This is a genomic window from Nocardiopsis rhodophaea (genome assembly GCF_039530945.1).
Classification (GTDB): domain Bacteria; phylum Actinomycetota; class Actinomycetes; order Streptosporangiales; family Streptosporangiaceae; genus Nocardiopsis_C; species Nocardiopsis_C rhodophaea.
In genome coordinates, this window is the sequence record NZ_BAAAPC010000003.1 from 352627 (window position 1) to 378270 (window position 25644).

The 25644-nt window shown below is 72.2% G+C and carries 17 protein-coding genes; 13 read left to right on the plus strand and 4 right to left on the minus strand.

The window, feature by feature from the left end:
- The first annotated feature begins 50 nt into the window (after positions 1 to 50).
- Together ABD259_RS05205 and ABD259_RS05210 are read left to right on the plus strand one after the other, a co-directional pair.
- Complete coding sequence (locus ABD259_RS05205) at positions 51 to 728, plus strand: AAA family ATPase (RefSeq protein ID WP_344160499.1); 678 nt, start codon at positions 51 to 53, stop codon at positions 726 to 728.
- 18 nt (positions 729 to 746) lie between these two features.
- Positions 747 to 1166, plus strand: coding sequence for a hypothetical protein (locus ABD259_RS05210; RefSeq protein ID WP_344160502.1), 420 nt, complete (start codon positions 747 to 749; stop codon positions 1164 to 1166).
- A gap of 15 nt (positions 1167 to 1181) precedes the next feature.
- On the opposite strand, the gene ABD259_RS05215 is transcribed toward ABD259_RS05210, so the two are convergent.
- Both ABD259_RS05215 and ABD259_RS05220 read right to left on the minus strand, forming a co-directional pair.
- Positions 1182 to 2087, minus strand: coding sequence for a TIGR03621 family F420-dependent LLM class oxidoreductase (locus ABD259_RS05215; protein ID WP_344160505.1), 906 nt, complete (start codon positions 2085 to 2087; stop codon positions 1182 to 1184).
- Positions 2088 to 2261: 174 nt separating this feature from the next.
- Complete coding sequence (locus ABD259_RS05220) at positions 2262 to 4313, minus strand: bifunctional copper resistance protein CopD/cytochrome c oxidase assembly protein (RefSeq protein ID WP_412759461.1); 2052 nt, start codon at positions 4311 to 4313, stop codon at positions 2262 to 2264.
- Between the two features lie 667 nt (positions 4314 to 4980).
- Between ABD259_RS05220 and ABD259_RS05225 the strand changes: the two genes are divergently transcribed.
- The 4 genes from ABD259_RS05225 (at position 4981) to ABD259_RS05240 (ending at position 9692) form a co-directional block, all read left to right on the plus strand.
- A complete protein-coding gene (locus ABD259_RS05225; RefSeq protein WP_344107826.1) occupies positions 4981 to 6285 on the plus strand; it encodes an amidohydrolase family protein in 1305 nt (434 codons plus the stop codon).
- A 126-nt stretch (positions 6286 to 6411) separates the two neighbouring features.
- Complete coding sequence (gene ald / locus ABD259_RS05230) at positions 6412 to 7530, plus strand: alanine dehydrogenase (protein ID WP_344107828.1); 1119 nt, start codon at positions 6412 to 6414, stop codon at positions 7528 to 7530.
- Positions 7531 to 7769: 239 nt separating this feature from the next.
- Positions 7770 to 8399: a class I SAM-dependent methyltransferase gene (locus ABD259_RS05235; protein ID WP_344160508.1), complete on the plus strand. Its 630-nt coding sequence runs from the start codon at positions 7770 to 7772 to the stop codon at positions 8397 to 8399.
- A 129-nt stretch (positions 8400 to 8528) separates the two neighbouring features.
- The gene (locus ABD259_RS05240) at positions 8529 to 9692 is read left to right on the plus strand and encodes an enolase C-terminal domain-like protein (protein ID WP_344107832.1); all 1164 of its coding nucleotides are present in this window, start codon (positions 8529 to 8531) and stop codon (positions 9690 to 9692) included.
- Between the two features lie 19 nt (positions 9693 to 9711).
- Here the strand turns inward: ABD259_RS05240 and ABD259_RS05245 are convergent, their stop codons facing one another.
- Positions 9712 to 10323: a Uma2 family endonuclease gene (locus ABD259_RS05245; protein WP_344107834.1), complete on the minus strand. Its 612-nt coding sequence runs from the start codon at positions 10321 to 10323 to the stop codon at positions 9712 to 9714.
- A 211-nt stretch (positions 10324 to 10534) separates the two neighbouring features.
- Between ABD259_RS05245 and ABD259_RS05250 the strand changes: the two genes are divergently transcribed.
- The 3 genes from ABD259_RS05250 to ABD259_RS05260 all read left to right on the plus strand — a co-directional run bounded on the left by ABD259_RS05250 (position 10535) and on the right by ABD259_RS05260 (position 15710).
- Entirely contained in the window at positions 10535 to 12763 is a 2229-nt protein-coding gene (locus tag ABD259_RS05250) for a phosphodiester glycosidase family protein (protein ID WP_344160511.1), read from the plus strand.
- Positions 12764 to 12912: 149 nt separating this feature from the next.
- Positions 12913 to 13368 (plus strand): MaoC family dehydratase, encoded by a 456-nt coding sequence (locus ABD259_RS05255; RefSeq protein WP_344107839.1) that lies wholly within the window; start codon positions 12913 to 12915, stop codon positions 13366 to 13368.
- 341 nt (positions 13369 to 13709) lie between these two features.
- A complete protein-coding gene (locus ABD259_RS05260; protein WP_344107841.1) occupies positions 13710 to 15710 on the plus strand; it encodes an NAD(P)-binding protein in 2001 nt (666 codons plus the stop codon).
- Positions 15711 to 15922: 212 nt separating this feature from the next.
- On the opposite strand, the gene ABD259_RS05265 is transcribed toward ABD259_RS05260, so the two are convergent.
- Entirely contained in the window at positions 15923 to 16966 is a 1044-nt protein-coding gene (locus ABD259_RS05265) for a class I SAM-dependent methyltransferase (protein ID WP_412759462.1), read from the minus strand.
- 337 nt (positions 16967 to 17303) lie between these two features.
- Here ABD259_RS05265 and ABD259_RS05270 point away from each other — a divergent pair, with 337 nt between their 5' ends.
- The 4 genes from ABD259_RS05270 to ABD259_RS05285 all read left to right on the plus strand — a co-directional run bounded on the left by ABD259_RS05270 (position 17304) and on the right by ABD259_RS05285 (position 25417).
- Positions 17304 to 19115, plus strand: a complete 1812-nt coding sequence (locus ABD259_RS05270; RefSeq protein WP_344107843.1) for a DUF2397 domain-containing protein — start codon at positions 17304 to 17306, stop codon at positions 19113 to 19115.
- Complete coding sequence (locus ABD259_RS05275) at positions 19109 to 20425, plus strand: TIGR02678 family protein (protein WP_344160514.1); 1317 nt, start codon at positions 19109 to 19111, stop codon at positions 20423 to 20425. The genes ABD259_RS05270 and ABD259_RS05275 overlap by 7 nt, the downstream gene beginning before the upstream one ends.
- Positions 20426 to 20466: 41 nt before the next feature.
- Positions 20467 to 24639, plus strand: a complete 4173-nt coding sequence (locus ABD259_RS05280) for a TIGR02680 family protein (RefSeq protein WP_344160517.1) — start codon at positions 20467 to 20469, stop codon at positions 24637 to 24639.
- Between the two features lie 163 nt (positions 24640 to 24802).
- Entirely contained in the window at positions 24803 to 25417 is a 615-nt protein-coding gene (locus ABD259_RS05285) for a superoxide dismutase (protein ID WP_344107849.1), read from the plus strand.
- Positions 25418 to 25644 lie beyond the last annotated feature (227 nt).

A 25644-nucleotide genomic window follows, 5' to 3' on the forward strand; every position in this document is an offset into this window, starting at 1 on the left:
TCTCAAGTCGCCTTTATTGCGGTCGTATGCGAGGTGTGAACAACTACCGCATGACCACCACCCCAGCGCCCACCGGTCCGCAGGCGTCGATCCCCCTGCCGACGGTCGAGCCGAGCGGTGTGCGTCCCGTCGGGCCGCTGCGGTACCCCGCGCGGTCGCTCGTGCTGCTCGGGGGCGTGCCCGGGGCGGGAAAGAGCACGCTGCTCAACCGGCTTTACGGGTTGGACGGCACCGAGACCGGCACGGTGCTCACGGACGACGGGGTGCGGATCATCGACTCGCAGCAGTCGCGCAACCGCCTCACACCGTGGCTGTGGTGGGTGCCGTATCCCGCGTGGCGGTGGGTGGTGCACCTGCTGCACTACGCCCGCCTCGTGGCGGCTCTGCGCGCCGGGGATCCGGTGATCGTGCACGAGGCCGGGACGCGGGGGCCGATCCGTCGGCTGGTGGGATGGTACTGCCGGACGTTGGGGGTCGGCGTGCACCTGCTGTTGATCGACGTCTCCCCCGACGAGGCGCTGCGCGGGCAGAAAGCGCGGGGACGGTGGGTGACCGCGCGCAGTCATCGCGCGCACGCCCGGCGGTGGCGGCGGTTGCTCGCGGCGTTGGCGGAGTGCCCTGCCACGGTGGCGCCGGGGGCGGCGTCGCTGCTGTTGATGGACCGTGAGCGCGTGGGGCGGCTCAGGGGGATCGAGTTCACTCCCGTCCCGTTCGGGGCGGCCCGCTGACAGTGACAGAATGTCGGGGTGAATTGGCTGGTCAACATCGCTGTTTTCGGAATCGTCGGCGCCGTCATAATGGCGGCCCTTATCGGGTTGCTGCTGGTCCTTGGCAGTCGGACCGGGGGGCGCGGCCCGCAGGCCGTGTTCGGGGCGGTGTCCCTGGTCGTACTCATCGCCGTCCCGGCGCTCGCTGCGGTGAACCTGCTGAACACCGCCCCCGACACCGGATTCGGCCTGATGTTCCTCGTCGCGTTCGGGGTCGCGCTGGTGATCTGCGCGGTCAACATCGCTTTCCTGCCGCTCGTCGCGCGGCGGGCCGCCGCCGGGCGCGGGGAGGAGCTGGCCGCGGGGCCGCGCCTCTCCCCCGCCCTGCTCGGCGGCGGTGTGCTGGTGTGCGCCGTGCTCGGCCTGGTCAGCGCCGGTGTGGGGCTCGTGGTCGGCTGACCGAGCGGCGGCGCGCTAGGGCTGCGGGGCCGGCTGGGGCTCTCCGGCGAGGGCGCGCACGATGGGGATGACCTCGGCGAGAGCGTCCCGGTAGGGGGCGTGGGTCGCGATGTAGCTGAAGCCGAACCGCTCGCGGTTGGCGATGATCTCCCGGGCGATCTCCTCGGCCGTGCCCACGAGCACGAAGGGGGAGTCCAGGACCGCCGCGGCGGTGTCGAGCCCGGTCCCGGCGAGCTCCCGGGCGATCTCGGCCGCGGTGCGCTCCGCGTCGTCCGTGATGCGCACCGCCTGGATGAGCACGTTCGATTCGATCGCGTCGGCGCGCGCCCCGGCCTGCTCGGCGACGAACTCGACACGCCGCAGCGTCTCCTCCGCGCCCGCCACGTGGAACGTGCCCACCTTCTTGCCTCTGACCTGGCTGAGGCCCGCGTAGCCCACGATGTCGGCGTGGCGGGCGGCCAGGGCGAGCGTGCGCTGGCCGTGTGCCCCGATGAGCAGCGGCGGGCGGGGCGTCTGCCGGGGCAGCGGCTCCTGCCCCTCGCCTTTCGAGAAGAGCCGGTGCAGCCGCGCGATGCTCCGTTCGAGCCGCTCGGCGCGCTCGGCGTGCGGCCGCCACGCGATCCCCGCGGCGTCGAACTCCGACTTCATGTACCCGCACCCCAGGCCGAGCTCCAGCCGTCCACCCGAGAGGCGGTCCACCGTGGCGGCCTCGCGGGCGAGCATGGACGGGTTGTAGAACTCGTTGTTGACGACGAGCGTGCCGACCCGGACCCGCGAGGTGACCGCGGCGGCCGTCGCCAGCATCGCGAACGGGGAGGCGGCGCCGAGATGGTCGGGGGCCAGGACGGTGTCGACGCCCAGTTCCTCGCTGGAACGGCAGAAAGCCGCCCAGTCGTCGACGTCCATGCGGCCGAAATTCACACCGAATCGAAAATTCCTCATGGGGTGCGACCCCATCGGATCCACCGGCCCCGCACCAGTCGGGTTCACCCTGGGCGAAGGAATTCTGCTTTCGGCAGAGCGCGCTTGTGCTCGTTCGGCCAGCGGACAGGGGCCGGTGGTCTCTTCCGTCGTTTTCCGTGGCTTTCGCCCCGGTTAGTTCTGGCCTTTCGCGCGGTCGTTGAGGCGCTGCAGGTAGGCGTTGTATTCGTCCATGTCGGCGTCGTCGGAACCGCCGCGCTTGCTGTGCCGTTCGCGGCGGCGCTCGGTGCGCTCCTCATCGCGCGCCCACTGCACCATCAGGGCCATGGTCACCAGCAGCGTGGGGATCTCACCCACGGCCCAGGCGATCCCGCCGCCCATGTACTGGTCGTCGCTGTTCCCGTCGCTCCACGGGACCTCGAACTGGCCGTAGTAGTCCATCGCGAGCGGCTCCGACTGCATCATGATCGAGATGCCGAAGAACGCGTGCATGCCCATGGTCAGCAGCAGCAGGACGAAGCGCAGCAGGTAGGGCAGCTTGCGCGGGGCCGGGTCCACGCCGACGACGATCCAGTAGAAGAGGAAGCCCGCCAGCAGGAAGTGCACGTTCATGAACATGTGGCCCATGTGGTCGCTCATGAGCTGCGGGAACAGCGGGCTGAAGTAGAGCGCGTAGGGGCTGATCACGAAGATGGACGTGGCCACCGCGGGATGCGTGACGACCTTCGAGTAGCGGCTCTGCAGGAACAGGTTGAGCCACTCGCGCGGCCCCCGGTCCCCGCGCCGCTCGGCGGGCTTCAGCGCGCGCAGGGCGAGCGTGACCGGCGCGCCGAGCACCAGCAGGATCGGGGTCAGCATGGACAGCACCATGTGCTGGATCATGTGCGTGCTGAACAGCACCATCGCGTAGGTGCCGACACCGGTGAGCAGCGTCGCGACGATAGTCAGCAGCCCGGCGCCCCAGGCGACGCTACGCGTCCACGGCCAGGCGTCGCCCCGCCGCCGCAGCCGGACCACGCCGGCCGCGTACAGCCCGCCCAGAACGACGACGACCAGGATGAAGAACAGGTCGGGGCGCCACAGGGTGAGCAGCGAGTTCAGGCTGATCGGCGGCGGCATGGGGAAGCCGAGCAGAGCGAAGACCGGGTCGACCTCGGAGTCCAGCGGCGGGGGCGGAGCGGTGCGGCTGAGTGCGACCGACAGCCCCATCACCGCGGCCATGATGGCGATCTCGACCCCGGCGAGGCGGGCGAACAGTGCGCGTCCGCGGTTCTCGGCGATCTTCGGCACGATCGAGCGGCGATGCCACCAGCCGATGCCGCCGAGCGCGATGAACAGGGCGATCTTGGTGAGGATGATCAGCCCGTAGGCGGTGGTGAACAGGTCCGCAACGGCGTAGAGCCGACTGATCGCGCTGGCCAGGCCGCCGATGGCGACGCCGACATAGGCCCACAGCGCCATGCGGCTGAAGCGGGTGACGGCGGTGGGCACGTCCCCGCCGTTGGTGCGCAGCCCGTGGAAGGTCACCGCCGCGAGCCCGCCGACCCACACCGAGATGGCGAGGACGTGGACGGCCAGGCCGCTGATGGCGAGCTCGTGGGAACCGGCCGAGGCCGAGTGCCCGGTCAGCGCGGGCGGGACCACGGCGGCGAGGGCGGCCGCGACCAGGGCGAAGGCTCCGGTGGCCGAGAGGACGGTGCGGCCGAACAGAGCTACGGCCGTGGCGAGCAGGATGACGAACATCAGGCCGATGCCCTGCGGGATCGACCCCGCGTAGCTGGTGAGCTCGTCGCCGAGGACGTCGCCGGGCGGTAGCCCCAGCAGGTCGGAGAGCTGGAAGACGAGCGTGGCCCCGGCCGCCGCCGCCCACGCCAGGGCGGACCAGGAGGCGGCCCGCACATAGCCCTGGGCCTGTTCGCCCAGCATCCCCTTGGCCGAGGGGAGCAGGAACGCCGCCAAGAGCAGCAGCCCGACCGTGAGCGCCGCGGCGAGGTCCATCGTGATCTTGGAGAGGGGCAGTCCCCACCGCGTGAGCGCGCCGGGGTCGGGCAGGCCGGGGATCACCTGGGCGGTCACCGCGCCCCCGGCGACCAGGGCGATGAGGAGAGCGATCAGGCAGGCGGCGACGGCCCCTACGGCGATGATGAGCGCCGTGTCGGTGCCGTTGCCGCGCCGAAGGCCCGTGCTCGGGGGGCTACTGGTCTGTTGTGCGCCAGGGGGAGCCACGCGTGCCACTCCGTCGTGGTCGGGATTGCTGTTCTGTGGTGGTCGTGCGGTGGTGACGCAGGAGCACCCCCGCGAGGGCCGCGCCGACCAGGAGACCGATGCCGCTCCACAGCCACGAGACGAGCCCCGAGGCGGCGTGAGCGGCGACGAGACCTCCGAGTTCAGGCACGGACACCACCTCGACCTAGGTTACGCGTACTACTACAACGTGTCGGACATACCCGTCGTGTGCGCTGATGCACCGGCACGGGCCCGCTCCTATGATCCGCCCGTCCGCCCGCCGCTTCACCGACGCAGCACCCGGCGGAGCTCGGGTATCGGCCTTTTCTCCGCTCACTCTCCACGAATATCCGGTTTTCACCCCGCGGGACTCACCATTACGGCCATAATCAGTGTCCGCGCCGGAAATCTCCGACGATCCCGTGGATTACTCCGGGAGGAAAACGGATCTCGCAGGCCATCGCATTGATCTCAGGACAACGACGAACATCGGGGCGAACGCACACGTCACCACCGATCAGATCACAGTATCGGCCAATCGGTGACTCCTCTCCCATCTCCCATGCCACCCCCCGCCATTCTCTCGAATCGAAAACCACACAGCGACAATTTCCGCGCTTACGGCACCTTTCCGCGACTGGGCCACCGAACTACGGAGGGGATCCCAATGCCCCAGATCGACACCGTCATCCGCTCGCGCCGCGTGGCCACCCCCGACGGGGTGGAGGCGGCGGCTGTCGGCATCAGCAGCGGGCGCATCGCCGCGCTTCTGGCCTATAACGCCTCCGTCCCCGACGCCCGGCACGAGATCGACCTTGGTCCGGTCGCGCTACTCCCCGGCTGCGTCGATCTCGACGTCGCTGTCCAGGCGCCCGGACAGCCCCTGCGCGAGGGGTACCAGCACACCACCGCGGCCGCCGTGCGGGCCGGTGTGACCAGCATCGTCGTCACCCCGGCACCGGGTCGCCCCGCCATCACGAGCGTGTCGGCGCTCAAGACCCACATGGCGGCGGCGGCCGACGCCGAGGTCAACGTGGCGTTCCTCGGCGGGATCACCCCCCGCAGCACCCCCGCTGACCTGGCCGACCTCCGGGGGGCCGGGGTGGCGGGCTTTCACTGCTCCCTCTCGGACGGCGGCGCACCGGACATCTCGGCCGTCGACGAACCCCTGCTGCGCAAGACCATGGCCGAAGTGGGCGCGATGGACGCCCCGGTGATCGTCCACGCCGAGGACGCGGGCGAGCTGGCCGTGGCGAGCCGGTCGCACGACGTGGACGATGGGTTGCCCGCCGCGCGCCCGCCCCGGGCCGAGCGGCGCGGCTTGGAGCGCGTCATCGCCGCGGCCCGGGTCACCGGGACGCGCACCCACATCTCCCCGTTCACCGCGGCCGAGTGCGCGGCGCTGCTCGCCGCCGCCCGCGCCCTCGGCGTCGCGGTGAGCGCGCAGACCTGCCCGCACTACCTGTGCCTGCCCGCCGAGACGGTGCCCGCCGACTCCCCCGCCTTCCGCTGCCGACCGCCCCTGCGCTCGGGCGCCAACCGCAACGCGCTGTGGAGCGCGTTGCTGGCCGACGGCGATTCCGCGATCAGCACGATCGGGTCCGGTCACCGTCCCGGTACGGGGGTGGCGGCGATCCCCTGGACGCTGCCCGCGCTGTGGACGGCGGCGTCCCGGCGCGGGCGCGGCCTGGACGACCTCGTGCGGTGGACGGCCTCCGGCCCGGCGGAGGTGGCGGGCATGCGCTGGAAGGGCCAGATCTCCGCCGGCTATGACGCGGACCTGCTGGCCTTCGACCCCGACGCCGAGCAGACCGTTCCCGACACCGACGTCGGCCCCTACGCCGGACGCCTCCTCTCCGGGCGGGTGAAGCGCACGTGGGTCGCGGGGCGGGCCGTCTTCCCGCGTCCCCTGCCACGCCCGAATTCGCGGCGTGATGGGCAGGACGGGTCCGCGCTGCACGTCAACACGTGATGTCCCGGGGACTGCGGCTTACACACTGTCAACAATACTTCGAATCGCTATCCATGTTGGAGATGGTTCGGCATCGTTCGAGGGGCCACAGTGAGTGGGTAGCAATGACCACGCTAGGAGGACCAAGTGCGCGTCGGCGTGCCCCGCGAGATCAAGAACCACGAATACCGAGTGGCCATCACCCCGGCCGGCGTCCACGAGCTGGTCACCCGTGGCCATGAGGTCGTCATCGAACGCGACGCCGGACTCGGATCGTCCATCAAGAACGAGGAGTACACCGCCGCCGGTGCGCGCATCCTCGACACCGCGGACGACGTCTGGGGCGAGGGCGAGCTGATCCTCAAGGTCAAGGAGCCCATCGCCGAGGAGTACCACCGGATGCGGGAGGGCCAGACCCTCTTCACCTACCTGCACCTGGCCGCCTCCCGCGAGTGCACCGACGCGCTGCTGGAGCGCAAGGTCACCGGTATCGCCTACGAGACGGTGCAGCTGCCCGACGGCTCGCTGCCGCTGCTCGCCCCGATGTCGGAGGTGGCCGGCCGACTGGCCCCGCAGGTCGGCGCCGCCACCCTCCAGCGCCCCAGCGGCGGGCGCGGCGTGCTCATGGGCGGTGTTCCGGGTGTGCGCCCGGCCAAGGTCACCGTCATCGGCGCCGGTGTGTCCGGTATGAACGCCACCCAGATAGCGGTGGGCATGGGCGCGGATGTCACGCTGCTCGACCTCAACGTCGCCAAGCTGCGGCACGCTGACGACCTGTACCAGGGCCGGGTCAGGACCGTGTCCTCCAACGCCCTCGAACTGGAGCAGGCCGTCCTGGAGTCCGACATGGTCATCGGCGCGGTGCTGATCCCGGGCGCCAAGGCCCCCAAGCTCATCTCCAACGAGCTGGTCTCCCGGATGAAGCCGGGCGCGGTGCTCGTCGACATCGCCATCGACCAGGGCGGCTGCTTCGCCGACTCCCGCCCGACCACGCACGCGGACCCGACGTTCGCCGTGCACGACGCCGTCTTCTACTGCGTCGCCAACATGCCCGGCGCCGTGCCCAACACCTCCACCTACGCTCTGACCAAGGACACGCTGCGGTACACCGTCGCGCTGGCGAGCAAGGGCTGGAAGCGGGCGCTCAACGACGACCCGGCGCTGGCCCTGGGCCTGAACACCTTCGACGGCGACCTCACCAACGACGCCGTCGCCGAGGCCCACGGCCTGAAGTCGCGCACGATCTCCGAGGTGCTGTCGGCCTAGCGGCCGCTGGGAGCGGAGGCGACGCGGTCGCGCCGTCCTCACCACGAGCGCCAGCCACGCGGGCCGCGGGGAACCGGGGTTCCCCGCGGCCCGTCCGCGTTCTCCGCCCGACCCGCGCCGCGGTTCACCCGCGCTGGTCACGGGGAAGATTCGCAGGTATCAGACCCTGGTCGCCCTCGCTCCGGCACGACACGGGGGTCGGCGGAAGCCGTTCGACGGCGAACGGGATGGGGAGCGGGATGGAGCAGCGGGACACCGAACGTCCGGGCACCCGGCACAAGGAGCTGTGGACGGGCGAGCCGCCCAGCGCCAACCCGTTCGCTCTGCCCCGCGGCCCGCTCGGCCGCGTGGCGGGGTGGCTGCTGGCCTCGGCCAACCGCGGCGCGCAGGCGGAGATCATGGACGTCCTCGACGTTCCCGAGGGAGCGCACGTCCTGGAGGTCGGGCACGGTCCCGGTGTCCTCATCGAGATGCTGGCGGCTCGCCCGGACATCACCGTGACCGGCGTCGACCCGTCCGCCGAAATGGTGCGGATGGCCCAGCGGCGCAACGCGGCGGCGGTGCGCGAGGGCCGTGTGCGCATCCGGCTCGGCGGAGCCGATTCCACCTGTACGGACGACGAGTCCGTGGATCTTGTGGTGTCCGTGAACAATGTGGCGATGTGGCCCCGCCTCGACGACGGCATCGCGGAGTTCCACCGGGTCCTGCGGCCCGGGGGCCGCGCCGTCGTCACCTGGCACCGCGTGCCGGCGCGGTTCCGCCTCACGGCAGAGGAGTTCGCCGCCATCGAGTCCGCGGTGCGGTACCGATTCGGCGGTGTCGAGCGGACTGAGCTGCCCTCGTCCGTTGTGTTTAGCGCCACCCGCTGAGCCGCGAACCCGCCGGTGGGCCGCTCCAGGCGCCGAAGCCCGAGGTGGTCGGGGCCGCGAAGACGGGATACCTTCGAGTGGAGGGACATCCCCTCACACACTCCTGAACGCTTTGGAGGCGGAGCGCGCGTGTCACGCACGGAACCGGCAACGGTCACTCGGGTCGCGACGATCGACGCGACTCTGGTCCGCCTGCCGCCGGCCCACCCCAGATCCGGGGCCCGGGCGGCGGAGAGACGACCACGCCAGGTCCAGCACGCCCTGGTCCGGGTGACCGACGATAACGGGGTCTGCGGCTGGGGCGAGATCCCGGCCGTCGATCCCAACCGGTGGCGTGCACTGGTCGACGGCTTCGCACCCGCGCTGCTCCGGCACTCCTGGATGCGCCCGACCGAGGCCGCTTTGGCCTGGGTGGACCTGCCACAGGACCCGGCCGTGGCGTCCGGCCTCGATGTCGCCTGCTGGGACCTGTGGAGCAGGCAGCGCGGCACGCCGCTCTCCCACGCGCTCGGCGGTGACCGCACCGCCATCACGGCGGGCGTCACCATAGACCGCCAGCCCTCGCTGGATTCGCTGGTCCTGGAGGTCAACCGGCAGGTCGGCGCCGGGTTCCGGCGCGTCCGGCTGGAGATCGAACCCGGGTGGGACGTGGAACCCATTCGCGCCGTCCAGGAGAGTTTTCCGTTCCTGGTGCTGCAGGTGGCGGGACGGGGACGCTACACCGAGGACCCCGCCGACCTGGAGGCCCTGCGCGCCCTGGACTCCTACGGACTGCTCGCCATCGAACAGCCCTTCGCCGATGACGACCTCGCGGCGCACGCGCGCCTCCGCCGCGACATGCGCACCACCATCGCCCTGGACACCTCGGTCTCCTCACTGGACACACTCGACGACGCCATCCGAGCGGAGGCGGCGGGCGCCCTTAACCTGCGCGTCGCCCGCATGGGCGGCCTCACCCCGGCCCGCCGCGCCCACGACCGCGCCGCCGACGCGGGATGGGACGTCTGGTGCGGCTCCGACGGTGAATCCGGGATCGGCCGCGCGGCCATCGTCGCGCTGGCCTCCCTCCCGGGCGTCAGCCTGCCCAGCGAGATGCCGGGAGCAGGCGGTATCCACGCCCGCGACGTCGCGGTCCCACCGGTACGCGCCCACGACGGCATCACCCCGATCCCGCTCACCCAACCTGGCCTGGGCCACGACATCGACGCCCGCGCCTTCCGCGCCCTCGCCGTCCGGTCAGTGACCCTCGACCACCGGGGCTCCCGGCCGGCCGACGCGGAGAGCCTGGCCTGAGAGGCGGCCGGACGGCGGATCAGCCGGGTCCCTGTTCGCCGCCGATGGATGTCTTCCACGCGCCGTCAGCGACAAGCCAGTGCGGCACGAACTTCACCGGGAACGGAGCGTCCGTCTCGAAGAGGCTCATGCCGAAGACCTGGGAGACCTCCCGATAGACGCCGGCCTCAAGCCGCAGTTCGAGAAGCTCGATCTTGTCTGCCAAGGCGTTGATGATCCAGTAGGACTCAACGCCGAACCTCTCGTATTCGGCACGTTTGGTGTGGGTATCCCGGATGACGCTCTCCGGAGAGACGACCTCGACGGCCAACAATGGGGGCCGAGTGCAGTACGGCCGACCGCAATCCTCCGCACGGAAGACTGCCACATCGGGAATCCGGTGGTGCGTGCCCTCAGAATTGAAATTCACCCCCGGGCCCGACTGCACCTCGAACCCTTCAGATGCGCACCCCTCAAGGTGATAGGCGAGTCGGTGCTCGATGCGGGTGTGGTCGAAGACCGGCGCGGGAGACACATCAAGCCTCCCGTCGACCAGCTCGTACCGTCTCCCGTCGTCGGGCATCCGCTGCAGGTCCTCCACTGTTAACGGACGCTGCCGCGGCTCCGGATCTCCAATGGTCATGACAGACATAGTGCCTCCTCGATCGCATGCGGACCAGTGTTCAGGGGCGGCGCCCGGTTACCGGCGAGTTCACGCGATAAGGATCGAAAGAGGGTTCGGAAGTGCAGTCCGGAATTCGACTACGGGCTGCGCGGCGTTCGCCTAGACACAAGAGACGCATGGTTACACTCCGCTTCGGCATCGCAACACCAGGTGGCGTCCGCCGTTCGGAGGTTGTTCTGTGTCCAGCCGTTTCGGCACGGCGCGAGTGTTCTTGTCCGCGCTGGTCATCCCCCTCCTCCTGGTTCTCCTCTCGCCCGCAGCCGTCGCCGGTGTCGTCCACGGGCCGGTTTCGGAGACGTCGCGGTTGCAGCCTGTCGCTCCGGGGATGGTGCTCACCTCGACCGAGGTGCGCGAAGAGCCCGAAGGGACGACCGGGCGTCGACAGCACTTCAGTACGCTCAGCGTCGATCTCGGGGATGGTGACGGCGCGACCATCGGGTACGTCGACAGCGGGACCGTGACCGGCGCGGCTCCCCTGCCGCAGATGGTGAAGCCCCATGACACCGCCGTGGCCGCTGTCAACGGGGACTACTTCGACATCAACCTCTCCTCCGCGCCGCTAGGCGCCGCCGTTCGTGACGGGCGCGTGTTGAAGTCGCCCACGGGGACGCATGTGAACGCCGCGACGTTTGCGTCTGATGGCACCGGGCGGATCCAGCCGGTGCGCTTTACCGGGTCTGCCACTCTGCCCAGCGGGTCGTTACGGGTCGACCGGTTGAACAGCCACGAGATCCCCGACGACGGGGTGGGCGCCTTCACCTCCGACTGGGGTGAGCAGCCGCGCGAACGCGCCACCCGGGACGCCGAGCGCGTGACCGAGCTGGAGATCACCGACGGTGTCGTGCGCGACATCCGTGACAAGCCCGGGCGCGGGGACATCGATCCCAGCACGACCATGCTCGTCGGCCTGGACGCCGCCGCCGACCGGTTGGAGCAGGTCGACGAGGGGGACGCGGTCACGGTCGGCTACGACCTCACCGACGGCGGCGTCCGGCCCCGCACCGCCGTGGGCGGGCGCCATGTCCTCCTTCGCGACGGGCGGGTGACCGCCCCTGACGACGCCTCGCGCCACCCGCGCACGGCCATCGGCTTCTCCGCCGGTGGGCGCCGGATGTACCTGATGACCGCGGACGGCCGGACGGCGCGAACACCAGGGGCGACGCTGCGCGAGATGGCCGAGCGGATGCTGCGCGCCGGGGCCGCGGACGCCCTCGAACTCGACGGCGGCGGGTCTTCGACGCTGCTGGCCCGCGAACCCGGCGCGACCGCGCCCGGCGTCCGGAACCGCACCGGGGGGCTTTTCCGCGCGGTTCCCAATGGTCTCGTCGTGCTCTCCCCTCCCGGTTCCGGCAAGGTGCGCGGCGTCTGGATCCGCCCGCGCCTCCAGTCGCGGCCGCCGCGCGGTTCGGCCCTCCCGCGTCAGGCCGACCCCTACCGCGTCTTCTCCGGCCTGCGGCGCTCTCTCACCGCCACGACGCACGACGAGGCTTTCGGCCCGGTCCGCTACCCTCCGCGCCCCGAAAGCCTGCGCTGGTCGGCGTCGAGCGGGACGGTCTCCGGAGGGAGGGATGTCCGGTACACCGCCGGCGCGCCGGGCGCGGCCACGGTCGCCGCACGCTGGGGACCGATGCGCGGGACCGTCGAGGTGGAGGTGCTGCCCGGCCCCCGGCGGATCGCGGCCACGCCCGCGTCGCTCGCCTTTCCCGACACGTCGCGCTCGGCCCGGTTCGTGCTGACCGGTGTCGCGCCCGACGGCTCCCGCGCCCCCATCGAGCCGGATGACGCCGTCCTCGATTTCGACCCCGGGCTGGTCGATGTCGCTCCCCGGGCCGACGGGACCCTGCGCGTCGAGCCTCGGGCCGAGCGCGGCACCGGCGAGATCGCGATCTCGGTCGCCGGGTCGGAGGGCCGCGTACGGACCGCCGTCCCCGTCCGCATCGGAACGGCCATCGAGCCGGTCGCCGAATTCGACGACGCGGCGCGGTGGACGGCCTCCGCCGCGCGCGGGGAGGCGTCGGTCCGCCCGGTGCCCGGCCGCTCGGGCGATGGCCTCGCCCTCACCTACGACTTCACCCGTTCCCAGGGCACGCGCGCCGCCTACGCCCGTCCACCCGCCCCGATCCGGCTCGACCGCCCGGCGTTCTCCTTCGGTCTGTGGGTGCGCGGGGACGCGCAGGGGGCCGGGACCGCCCTCACGGTCGTCGACGCTGAGCGAAGCACGCACACGCTGCGCGGCCCGGAGATCGACTGGACGGGGTGGCGGAAGATCGAGTTCCCGGTGCCGCAGGGCGTCGCCCAGCCGCTCACCCTCACGCGGCTCTACGCGTATGAGACGCGCGCGGAGCGCGCGTACCGCAGTGAGCTGGTGTTCGACGACCTCACGGGCGTGCTCGCGGTCGAGGGCTGACCAGTGGCCGATGCACCCCCGCCCCGACATATGACCCCGGTCACAAACCGCCCGGTCGGTGCGCGCTAGAGTCGGCGTCAGGCCGCGCCCGGCCGTTGTCGTCCGCGAGACCGGTAGTTCCTATCCGACCGTGGGGAGCGCAGCAGACCATGCGGAAGTTCGCCGACATCACCGAACTCGTCGCCGCCGAGGGCGAGCACCTGGGCCACAGCGACTGGCTCACCATCACCCAGGACCGCATCGACCGGTTCGCCGACGCGACCGGGGACCACCAGTGGATCCACGTCGACGCCGAGCGGGCCGCGAACGGCCCCTTCGGCCGCACGATCGCGCACGGCTACCTCACCCTCTCCCTGCTCGCCTACTTCGGACCGCGCGTCTACACGCTGGAGAAGGCGCCGAGGATGGGCATCAACTACGGCCTGAACAAGGTCCGCTTCCTCCAGCCGGTGACCGAGGGTGCGCGCGTCCGCGACGGGATCGAGCTGGTCGAGGCCAAGGAGACCGACAAGGGGATCCTCCTCACGCTGCGGCACGAGGTGGAGATCGAGAGCGGGGAGCGCCCGGCTCTTGTCGCCGAGGCCCTGGTTCTGGTGGTCCCCTGAGTCGTGGCCCACTCCCCACCCTGTTCCACGTCACCCCAGGTCACGTCGGCGTGTCGCGCCTCGGACACCGAGCGCGAACGCCGATGATGATTCACCCTTGACGGGCTAAAAATCCGGCAAATCGCCACAAACCACCCCTTGGCGAGGAACTACGCTTCTCGGGGTTCCGCGGTGCGTTCCCGCACCGCCGACCATTCCAAGACGTTCGCACCCCGCCGCCCCGGCGCGTCAACACACGGCAAAGAGCCCGAAGCTGGCGGTACGTCGTGTCGCTGCCCTGATACCCCCCGTGTTCAGCTGGCTCCGGCGAGGGTGCACGGGGGAGAACTAAAGGGGAGAACATGGCCGAGGAGCCGCGCTGTCCAGCCTCCAGTGACCGCGAGCTGGGCATGGACGCGAAGATCAGCCGACGCGATTTCTTCGACGGGGTCGCCGCGACCGCCGTCGCCGGGGCGGCGGTGACGGCACTCGCCGGATGCACACCGGGCGGAGACCGCCCGTGGGCCGCCAGCCCCGACAGGCCCGTCGCGGTGCCCGACGGCGCCGACTACCCGCCGGAGCTGACCGGCCTGCGCGGCAACACCCAGCAGGCGCTGAGCATCCCGCACGCCATCCGCGACAACCGCCTCGGCAGCGTCACCAACACCACCGACGTCGAGGACACCGGCGAGCACTACGACCTGGTGGTCGTCGGGGCCGGGATCAGCGGGCTGGCCGCCGCCTACTTCTACCGGAAGCGCAACCCCGACGCGAAGGTCCTCATCCTCGACAACCACGACGAGTTCGGCGGGCACGCGCGGCGCAACGAGTTCCGCCCCGAGGGCCGCGACCAAGTCCTCATCGGCTACGGCGGCACGCAGGCCATCGACACCCCCTCCGTCTACAGCAAGGAGGCCAAGGGCCTCCTGAACGACCTCGGGATCGACCTCAAGAAGTTCGAGACGTACTTCGACCAGAAGTTCTACGACAAGTTCAAGCTGGCCGAGGAAGGCGACACTGTCTTCTTCCGCTACGAGGACTTCGGGCGCGACCACCTCGCCGTCCGCTCCAAGGGCATGTCCACCGAGGAGTGGCTCGCCGACGCCCCACTGACCGACGAGGGCCGCGCCGACCTCATCACCCTTCTCGACAAGCCCAAGGACTGGATGCCGGGTCTGAGCGACGACGAGAAGAAGACCCGGCTCGCCGAGATGACCTACACGGACTACCTCCGCGACGTCGCCGGCATGGGCGAGGAGGCGGTGAACTTCTGCCGCTCGCTGACCAGCGACGAATGGGCCGTGCCCGCTGCCGACTGGAGCGCCCTGGACGCGTGGGGCGACGGCTACCCCGGCTTCGACGGGCTCAACCTCGACGACTCCGCGGCGCACCGGCTCAACTCCTACTCGGTGCAGCGCTTCTGGGGCCACGAGGACCCGTACATCTACCACTTCCCCGACGGCAACGCGAGCATCGCGCGGCTGCTGGTGCACCGCCTCATCCCCAACGCCGTGCCGGACCGGGAAACGCTCGACATGGACAGCGTCGTGCTCGCCGAGTTCGACTACACCGAACTCGACAAGCCGGACAACGACGTCCGGCTCCGGCTGGCCTCACCCTGCACCAACCTCAAGCACGACGGGCGCCCGGAATCCGCCGACCGGGTGTTCGTCACCTACTACAGCACCGACGGCAAGCTGCATCGGGCCACGGCCACGCACGTCGTCATGGCCGCCTGGCACGTCATGGGCCAGTTCCTCATGACCGAACTGCCCAGCACCCAGCGCATCGCCATGAAGGACGCTTCGAAGCAGCCGCTGATCTACGCCAACGTCCAGGTCAAGAACTGGCAGCCGTGGGTGGAGCTGGGCATGCGCCACATCCGCTTCTCCAGCGGCGACTGGGCCGTCGCCCAGCTCGACTACCCGGTCAGCCTGGGCGGCTACAAGCACCCGCAGGAACCGGACGAGCCCATCCTCATCCAGATGATCGGGGTGCCCTCCCCCGAGGGCCTGGCCCCGGCCAAGGCCGCGATCGCCGCCCGGCACGACATCCTGCACATCCCCTTCGCGGGCTTCGAGCGCAGCATCCGGCAGACCCTCAACCGCGCGCTCGGCGACGGCGGCTTCGACGCCAAGCGCGACATCGAGGCGATCACCGTCAACCGCTGGGGGCACGGCTACGCCCGCGAGTACGCGCGCCCGTTCGACCGGTTCTGGCCGGAAGGCCCGACCCCGGCCGAGACGGCGCGCCGGAGGCTCGGCCGCATCGCCATCGCCAACTCCGACGCCGCGCCCAACGCCTACACCGACACCGCCATCGACGAGGCGCACCGCGCGGTCGGCGAACTCCTCGACTCCTGACGCGCCCTGACCGCTCCGCGCGTGCGGCCACGGCGGTTCACGCGTCCCGACCGGGAATGATCACAGCCGGGAACGCGGTTCGGTCCGCTTGGTACCACGGGGGTGGCCGCGTCGAGAAACCGGTCGAGGACGTCGGCGGGGGTGCGGCAGGCACGGGAAACCACTCCGCTGCGCCGGGACACTCGCCGTAATCATCGGGGAGACAGGCGGGCTCAGAACGCGTGCGCGTTGCGCGTGAAGACGCGCGCGCCCTTCTCCACCGTCTCCGAACGGCAGGACAGCTCGGGGTAGGCGGCCAGCCACCGGTCGCTCAGGTCGCGCTCGGCGCGGCGCACGGTGTCGTCCAGGACGATGACGGCGTCGGTCGCGCAGTGCGGCAGCAGCGCCGGGACGGCGGGGAAGCGGGCCTGCGGGGCCGTGGCCTCGGGCGGCCCGTCCACGAAGACCAGGCCGATCTCCTCAAGGTCGGCCACCGCCTTCAGGTCGTACCAGGGCTGGGCCGCGTCGTCGGCCGCGCCCTCCTCGGGCACCCAGTCGGTCAGCGGCGCGTGCCGGATGTCGACGATGTCGTCGAGCCCGTGGGCGGTGACGAGGTCCCGGGACAGCTCCGCGAAGCGCTCCTCGTGCTCCAGCGCGACCAGGCGCCCGCCGCCCATCCGCCGCAGCGCGTAGCCGAGCCACACGCTGGAGGAGCCGCTGCCGCACTCCACCACGAGCTCCGGCCGCCGCTCGTCGATGATGCCGACCAGGAGCCGCAGCACGTCCGGCGATGCTGCCCAGCCGCGCAGCGGAGGCATGAAGGGGCCGGGCTTGAGGTAGTCGCGCAGCTCGGTCCAGGCGACCTGCTGCTCGTAGTCGTTGCGGCCCTGCGTGTTGACGGTCCGGACGATGTCGCGGGTGAGCTTCGGCAGCGTCTCGTCGCGCAGCCGCGCCAGCTCCGCCGTCACCTCCTCCAACGAGGAGCCGGTCCGGGCCTGGTGCTCCTCGACCGCCCGCACGGTCTCCCCCGTGCGCTTCTCCAGCTCCCCGCTGAGCAGGTTCACCCGCCGGGCGAGCCGCCGCACCATGACCGCCACGGCGGCCACCGCCGCCCCGACGACGCCGGTCGCGGCCAGCCCCATCGCGGTCCCCGCCCCGAGCAGCCCCAGCGCCGCGAGCGCTCCGAGCACCAGGGCGCCCAGCGCCCCCGCCCCGACCACGTAGTGCAGGAGCCGGGACCGCAGGAACCGCAGCATGTGAACCTCCAGTGTGGTCAAACCCGTCCCCAGCGGACGGCCGAACGTCGGGGGATCCCGCCGTGGCGCCGCGCACACGGGCCACCGGGCGCCTCCACCCTTCCACCGGGCGGCGCGGCACGGCGGGTACGCGGCCGACAGTAGCCCACCGGAACGCCCCCGGAGCAGCCCCCATGACCCGGGGAAACGCCCTCGCGGGGTAATTCCCCGCCTGTTCACCGACCAATCACCGGCCCCTCCCCCGCGGTCCACCGCCGGTCCATCAGCGCGGCGTGCGGCCACCCCCGGTGGGCGGGGCGGGGATCACCCGCGCTCATGGCGTCGGCGGCCAGTCGAAACCGCTAAGTTGGGGCGGGTCATGCTCAACGATGCCGACGAAACGCCTCATCTCGCCCGAGGCGAAGGGACCGCCGCGGGCGGGGAGACCGCCGCGGGCGGCGCGGACGGCCCTCGCGACGGCTCCGGGGACCTGCACCGGTTGCGGCTCTACAGCTACCTCACCGCACCGGAGCGCCAAACGTACCTGGCGATCATGCGCCTCTTCACCTCCACACTTCTGGCCGACCTCGGCGCCGGGGAGGTGGCCGCCGCCCTGGCCGCGGCCGAGCGGCGCGGCGAGATCGACGAGGGCGAGTCGCGCCTGGAAACCGTCGTGGACCGGCTGGAGCAGCTGGCCCGCTGGGGGAATCTGGTGCCCGGGCGGCGGGAACCCGCCGCGTCCATCGCCGAGTTCACCCGCAGCCGGGTCCGCTATCAGGTCGCCAAGCTCGCCATGCGCGTGCAGCGCGACGTCGACGGCGTGCTCACCGTCGCCGATGGCGCCCGCGAGGTCTCGCGCGAGCTGCTGCCCGCCATCGAGCAGGGGCTCGCCGACATCCAGCGGACCCTCGGCGAGCTGCTGGCCGCCGAGCACGGCCGCGGCCCCGAGGCGACGTCGGCGCGCACGCTGCGCGAGCAGCTCGCCCAGCAGGTCACCACGCTGTTCCTGCAGCACGACGAGTTCGCCGCGGCGGTCCGCGACTTCTACGCCTACCTCGGCTCGGTGATCGCCCGCTACGACCTCGCTCCGGCCGAGATGTCGGGCTTCAAGCACATGCTGTTGGAGTACGTCGAACTCATCGCGAAGGACGTCCTGCGCCACTCCGAGCCGATCGTGGAGCGGCTGGGCGCCCTCAACCGGCAGCGGAGCCAGCTGCTGTCCCTGCTCGGCACCGGCGAGCTCCGCACGCGCGGGGCCGACACCGCCGCGCCTGCCTCCGCCACGGACAGCTCCGGCAACGTGCTCGTGCCCCGCGAGACGCGCAGCGGCCAGACCGAGCTCATGGAGCGCTCCCCCGGTCGGCGCGCCGCCGACTGGGACGGGCTGACCGGCTGGTTCATCGGCCGCCCCGGCCGCCCCTCCGAGGTCGACGGCCTGCGTGACGCCACCAGCCGCGCTATCACCGCCCTGCTCGGCAACGTCAAGCGCGTCACCGGCGTCGGCGGCGTCGACCCTGGACGCCGCCGCGACCTGCTGACGCTGGCCGGGTGGTTCGACGCGGCGACACCCGAGACCGCGCACGACCTCTTCGCCGCGGCGTTCGGCCTGTTCTCCGCGCGGCACCTGGCCCTGGCCAACGAGGACGACACCCCCGACCCCGGCCGCACCTGGCCCGAAGGCGGGCAGGTGGAGGTCGAGGTCAACGTGCGCACGCGCGGCGAGCGCGCGCCCGCGGGCCAACTGCCGCGCCTCAGCGACGACCCCCTGGGCCGCGCCGAGCTGCTGGAGGAGGAGGACCGCCGCAAGCGCCGCCGCGACGCCGCGGTGCGCGAGCTGGCGGCGGCCAGCTCGGACCTCGCCGGGGCGCGGCTCTCCGGCGACGCCCTGGAGATGTTCTGCGAGCTGCTGACCCTGGCCGGTGCGTCCCGTGACGTGCCCAGCGAACCGGGCAGCGCCGGTGACCCGATCACCGGCCTGACGCTGCTGCTGGAGCCGCGCCCCGACGGCGGTGCCGCCCGCATCGGTTCGGCGTTGGGGACGCTCGAATTGCACGGTGTCGACGTGCGCCTGCGGGTCGGCGAGGCGCTGGAGGTGCACGAGGCCGTCGACGAGCCGCAGGCGGCGGCCGACGCCCCCGAGGCGAACGCGGTGCGGGACGCCGGTCTGCCGGACGAGGGGGCACGATGGTGAGCCGCAGGGATCCGCTGGGCTCGCCGGAGAAGGCGGCCTTGGGCGGGCTGGACGCCATCGAGGCCGCCCAGGTGCGCCGGTGCGCCCGGGTGCTGCTGCGCCGTCCACTGCTGCGCGCCGATGGCCCCGACGGCGACGCGCTTCCCGCGATGCGTCGCTACGCCGACCGGCTGCAGGCGCTGTTCGCCGGGTACCTCGGCTACCGGCTCGTCATCGAGCCGACGTTCGCCCGGCTGTACAAGACCGGCCGCACGCCCGACGGTGTACGCGGGGCCCACAAGCACAACGGCGCTCCCTTCACCCCGCGTGGCTACGCCTACCTCGCCCTGGTGCTGGCCGTCCTCACCGGCGGCGGTCGGCAGCTCCTGCTGTCGGGGCTGGTCGCCGACGTACGCGCGGCCGGCACCGAGGCCGGACTGGACCTGGGTACGGGCATCGTGGACCGGCGCGCCCTCGCTGCGGCCCTGCGCCTGCTGATCGATCTGGGTGTGCTCACCGAGACCGACGGCAGTGTCGGCCCGTGGGCCGACGACGCGAGCCGTGAGGCGCTGCTCACCGTCGACCTGGAGCTGCTCGGGCACCTGGTCGCGGCTCCGCTGGGGCGCTTCCCCTCAGCCGAGGCGCTGAGCGGGTCGGCGGGCACGGACGCCGAGGCGCGCCACCGCGTGCGCCGCCGCCTCGTCGAGGACCCGGTGGTTCTCGCCTCCGACCTCAGCGCCGACCAGTGGGACTGGCTGCGCACCAACCTGCGCTCCGAGGCGCACCTGCTGGAGGAGCTGCTGGGCCTGCGTCTGGAGGTGCGTTCGCAAGGCGTGCTGGCTATCGACCCCGAGGGCTACCTCACCGACCGCGTCTTCCCCGGGACCGGCACCATCGCCCGCATCGCGCTGCTGGCGGCGGCCGAGCTGCTGGCGGACGGGCCGTCGGACCCGGCCGAGGCGGCGGGCCCTGACGGCGACGACGACGGGGCACGGGCGCCCGGCGACTCCACCGCCGACGGCCCCTGGACCACGGTCTCCCTCGACCGCCTGGGCACGGTCGTGGCAGGCTTGGTCGAGCGGTATCCGCAGGCGTGGTCGAAGGACGCCGTCCGCGACACCCGCCGACTGGCCCGCGCGGTCGCCGACACCCTCGCCCAATCCGGGCTGGCCCGGCGGCGCCCCGGCGACCTGGTGCGGATCAGCCCCGCCGCCGCCCGCTACCGTCCCGTCCCCGACGGCCCGCCCGGCCCCGACGCGTCCGGCGAGGGCGATCCGCCCGAACCCGAACCGGCGGCCGACGACGCCCAGGACTCCCTGTTCCCCCTGTGACCCCGCCCGACGGGTACACGACGATCGATGTTAGGACCAATGTGAGCACCGGACACGCGGCCGCCCGGCCCCGCGAGCGCTGGCAGCTGCACCGCGGCGGCGTGGTCAACATTTGGCAGTACCGCGACGAAGAGTTCGACCTGTCCGGAGGCCGGGTCATCTTCAAGGGCACCAACGGCTCGGGCAAGTCGCGCACCCTGGAGCTGCTGCTCCCCCTCTGCCTCGACGGCGACCTGCGCAACATGGGCTGCAAGGGCTTCGACACCGTCAGCATGAGCCGTCTCATGCTCGACGACTACACCGAGGGCACCCTGCGCCTCGGCTACGCCTGGATCGAGCTGCGCCGCACCCTCGACGACGGGTCCGTGGACTTTTTGACCTGCGGGATCGGTGTCAAGGCCAGCGCGTCCAGCCGCCAGATCAGCGACTCCTGGCGGTTCATCACCCCGCTGCGGGTGAACAAGGACTTCGCGCTGATGGAGCAGGACCGGCCCATCACCCAGGCGCGCCTGCGCGAGCACATCGGCGAGGACGCCGTCCTCAGCACCCAGGAGGCGTTCCAGCAGCGGGTGGCGGCGGCCGTCTACGGCATCACCGGCGGCAACCGCTACACCGACCTGCTGCACCTCCAGCGGACCCTGCGCAACCCCGACATCGGCCTGAAGGTGCTCCAGGGCCAGCTGGAACAGCTCCTCTCCGACGCGCTCCCGCCCGTCGACCCCGACGTCATCGCGCGCACCGCCACCGGCTTGGACAACCTCGAAGGCGTGCGCCGTAACGTCGCCCGCCTGCGCCAGGCCGACTCGGCGCTGGACGAGTTCCTCACCGGCTACCGCGACTACGCGCGCGGCGTGCTGGCCGACCGCGCCAACCGGCTGGCGACCGCCGAGAAAGGGCGGGAGCGGGCCGCTAACCGACGCGCCAAGCGGGACCGGGAGCGTGCCGCCGCCGAGGCGGAGCTGCGCCAGGCCGAACGGGACCGCGACGCCGCGAACGAGCGGCTGGAGCAGGTGCAGACCGAGCTGGAGGCGCTGAAGGCCTCCCCCGCCTACGGCGCGCTCGGCGACCTGGAGGACAAGCAGGCCACCGTGGAGTCCCAGCGTCGGCACGTCGAGGCGGAGCTCGCCAACGCCGAGGGCCTGCGCTCCACCGAGGAGCAGTCGATCGGCGCCATCGAGCGCTCGGCCGCCCTCGCGGTCCGCATCGGCGAGCAGGTGGCGTCGAGCGCCGCCGAGGCCCGCGAGTCGCTGGGCGCGATCGGTCTCCCCTCGGCCCTGGGCGCTCTTCCTCCCCTGCGTCCGGCTCTGGACCGGGAGGAGGCGGCCCGCACGGTGCTCCTCTCCCCCGAGCCGGACGCCCGACCCGAGGAGCTGTACCGGGCCGCCGCCCCCGGCATCGACGTCGAGGCGCTGGAAAGCGGTGCCGCGCAGGCCGCCGAGAGCGTCGCGGCGGCGGCCGCGGCGGCGGCCGAACGCGCCCCGCTGCTGGGCGGCCTGCGGTCCGAGGCCGAGCGGCTGGCGGAGGAGGAGACCCGCCTGTCGCGGCTGGCCGAGGGCGCCGCGCGCAGCGCGGAGGACGCCGCCGAGGCCGGGCACCGGGCGCGGGAGAGCGAGGAGCGGCTGCTCGCGCTCGCCGGACAGTGGGCGCACGCCGTTCAGCGCTGGCACGACGAGGCACTGCCGCACGGCGACCGCCCCGCCCCCGGGGAGCTGCCGCCCGTCCCCGAGGCCGACGAGGTCGCCACCGACCCCGACGCGTTCCGCGACGCCCACCGCGAGGTCCGAGCGGCGCTCCAGCCGCGGCTGCGCGCGGTGCAGCACGCCGCCGTCATGGCCGAGCAGCGCCTCGCCGACGCCGACGCGGAGCGCACCCGGCTGCGGGCGGACCTGGCCGGGCTGCGCAAAGCCGCCGATGTGGAGCTGGCCGACCCCGCGCTGACCACGGCCGAACGCGACCCGGCCACGGGTGCCCCGTTCTACCGGGTGGTCGACTTCCGTCCCGAGATCCCCGACGCCGAGCGCGCCGCCCTGGAAGCGTCCCTGCACGCCTGCGGCCTGCTCAACGCGTGGCTCACCCGGGACGGCGGCCCCCTGCCCGACGACGGGCGGCACGACACCTGGGCGCAGCCCGGCACCCCCGTCGAGGGACCGTCACTGGCCGACGTGCTGCGTCCGGCCGTGGACACCGACGCGGCGGGCACCGTGGAGCAGGAGGTGGTGGCCGCGCTGCTGCGCTCGGTGCCCCTGCTGGACGCGGGCACCGCGGACGGCGCCTCCAACGCCCCGCTGGGTGTCGGGCCGGACGGCCACTGGCGGTCGGGGGTCCTGCGCGGGCGGCACACCAAGGCCGCGGCCGAACACATCGGCGCCGGTGCCCGCGAGCAGGCCCGCCGGAAGCGCGTGGAGGAGCTGGAGGCCGAGCTGGCCCGGCTGGAGGAGCGGATCGCTGAACTGCGCGCATCCCTGAACGGCGCCCAGCAGCTCGAACAGGCGTGGCACGGCTGCCTGGACTCCTTCCCGGACATCGCCGAGGTGCTGCGCGCCCACATCGAGACGCAGTCCCGCCGCTCGGCCGCCCGCCGCGCCGCCTCCGACGCCGAGCAGGCCGAGGCCGAGCACGCCCAGGCCCGCGCCCGGCTCGGCGCCAAGCGCGCCGAGCACCAGCGCGCCTGCGGCGAGCTGGGCGTCGGCAGCGGGTGTGCGGAGCTGCGGGAGCTGTGCGACCGCGCCCAGCGCGCGTCTACGGCCCTGGAGGACGTCGCGCGGCTGCTGCGCCGGGACCTGCCCGAGGCACTGCGGTCGGTGGCGGCGGCCCAAGCCGACCACGAGAGGACCGTGCGGGCCCGGGAGAAGGCCGAGTCCGACGCCGCCGAGACGCACCGCGCCTACGCCGAGGCGCACGCCGTTCTGGCGACGCTCCGCTCCAGCCTGGGGCGCGACGCCGAGCAGGTGAGCGAGGACGTGCGGCGGCTGGGTGAGGAGCGGCAGCGGTTGCGGGCCCAGGCGCCCAAGGCGCAGTCGGAGGTGGAGAGCCGGATCAAGGCGCTGGCCGACGCCGAGGCGCGGGTCGAGGCCACCGAGCGCGAGGTCGAGGAGGCCGAGGGCAAGGTCGCCGATGCCGAGGACGCGCTGACCGACGCCGCCGACGTCGCGGGCGTGTGGGAGGCGGCCACCGGTGGCGTCGAGCCGCCGTTCGAGCGCCCGGAGCTGCGCGCGGCCCTGGCCGAGGCGCTGGACGCGGCGGAGGACGCCCCGGGCGACCCTGCGGCGCTGGAGCGCACGCTCATCTCGCGCATCCAGCAGCTCCAGTCCGCCCTGGCCGGGACGCACGACGTGCAGGCCGACCGGGACCACGGCATCCTCACGGTCGCGGTCAGCGACGAGTCGGGAACCGCCCCGGTGGCGGCCACGGCCCGGCTCACCGCCGCCCGCCTCGCCCAGGCCGAGGAGAACCTCACCGGCAGCGAGGAGCGCATCTTCGAGGAGTACCTGCTCGGCGACATCGCCGAGGAGCTGCACCGCCAGATCGGGTCGGCCGAGTCGCTGACCCGGCGGATGAACACCGTGCTGGAGGGCGCCCACTCCAGCCAGGGCGTGCGGGTGGAGCTGGCCTGGGAGCCGGCGCCGCACCTGGACCCCGCCGAGCGCTCGGCGTTCGCCCTTGCCAAGAAGTCGGTGGCGCGGCGCACCGCCGAGGAGAACGACCGGCTGCGCCGCGCGCTGATGGACCGCATCCGCGCCACCCGCGACGAGGGGCGCAGCAGCGGCTACACCGAGGTGCTGGCCGGTGCGCTGGACTACCGGCAGTGGTACACCTACCGGGTGCGGATCCACGACACGGGCCCGGACGGCAACCCGCGCGACCGCCGCGTGCGCCAGCTGTCGTCCGGGGAGACACGGCTGGTGTCGTACGTGACGCTGTTCGCCGCCAGCGCGGCGTTCTACGACGCGCTGGAGACCGAGTTGGAGGGTCCGCTGCGGATGGTGCTGCTCGACGAGGCGTTCGAGCGGCTCGACGACCCCACGATCGCCCGGCTGCTGGAGCTGCTGGTCGACCTCGACATGGACTGGGCGATCACGTGGCCCTCGGGGTACGGCGTGTCGCCGAAAATCGACCGGATGCACATCTACGACATCCTCAAGCGCAAGGGCGCCTGGGGGGTGGCGTGCGCCCGCACCACGTGGAACGGCAGCGGATTCGAGCGTGCGGCGTGACGCCCGCCCGCGCGCTTCGCGCGGTGGCCGGGTAGCGGGTTTATTCCCGGTTCCGATTGTCGCGAGGGCGACACGGGATGACCGGGCCCTGTGCTGATAGCTTTTCAGGGGCGAGAGTCATCGCCAATCACAGCCTAGAAAATCGTCTTGGGAAGGTGCGCACATGTCCGCGCCATATTCGCTTCCGGAGCTTCCGTACGACTACGCGGCTCTGGAGCCGTGGATCTCCGGCCAGATCATGGAGCTTCACCACGACAAGCACCACGCGGCGTACGTCGGGGGCGCCAACACCGCGCTGGAGAAGCTGGCCGAGGCCCGTGAGAAGGGCGACTTCGGCACGGTCAACATGCTTGAGAAGAACCTGGCCTTCAACCTCGCCGGGCACGTCAACCACTCGGTGTTCTGGCCGAACCTGTCGCCGGACGGCGGTGACAAGCCCGAGGGTGAGCTGGGTGCGGCGATCGACGACCAGTTCGGCTCGTTCGACGCTTTCCGCGCGCACTTCAGTGCCGTGGCTACCGGCATCCAGGGCTCCGGCTGGGCGATCCTGGCCTGGGACATCCTCGGCAAGAAGCTGATCATCGAGCAGCTCTACGACCACCAGGGCAACCTCGCCGCCGGGTCCTACCCGCTGCTCCTGCTCGACATGTGGGAGCACGCCTTCTACCTGCAGTACAAGAACGTGAAGGCGGACTACGTCAAGGCGTTCTGGAACGTCGTCAACTGGGCGGACGTGCAGCGCCGCTTCGAGGACGCCCGCAAGGTCCAGCTGGCCTAAGCAGGCCGGCAGGCGAACATGCGCAAGGGGCGGTGCCGCCACGGCGGCACCGCCCCTCATGCTTCCCCGCCCCGTTGATCTCGGCGATATCGACCGAAACCCGGCGGGCCGCGTCAAGTGGTGAGTGCAACCATGGCTCACGCCACCGGGTCGGGAGCGATCAGCTCGGCCAGACGCTGGGCCGGGGTATCCCACCCCAGCGTCTGGCGCGGCCGGGTGTTGAGCTC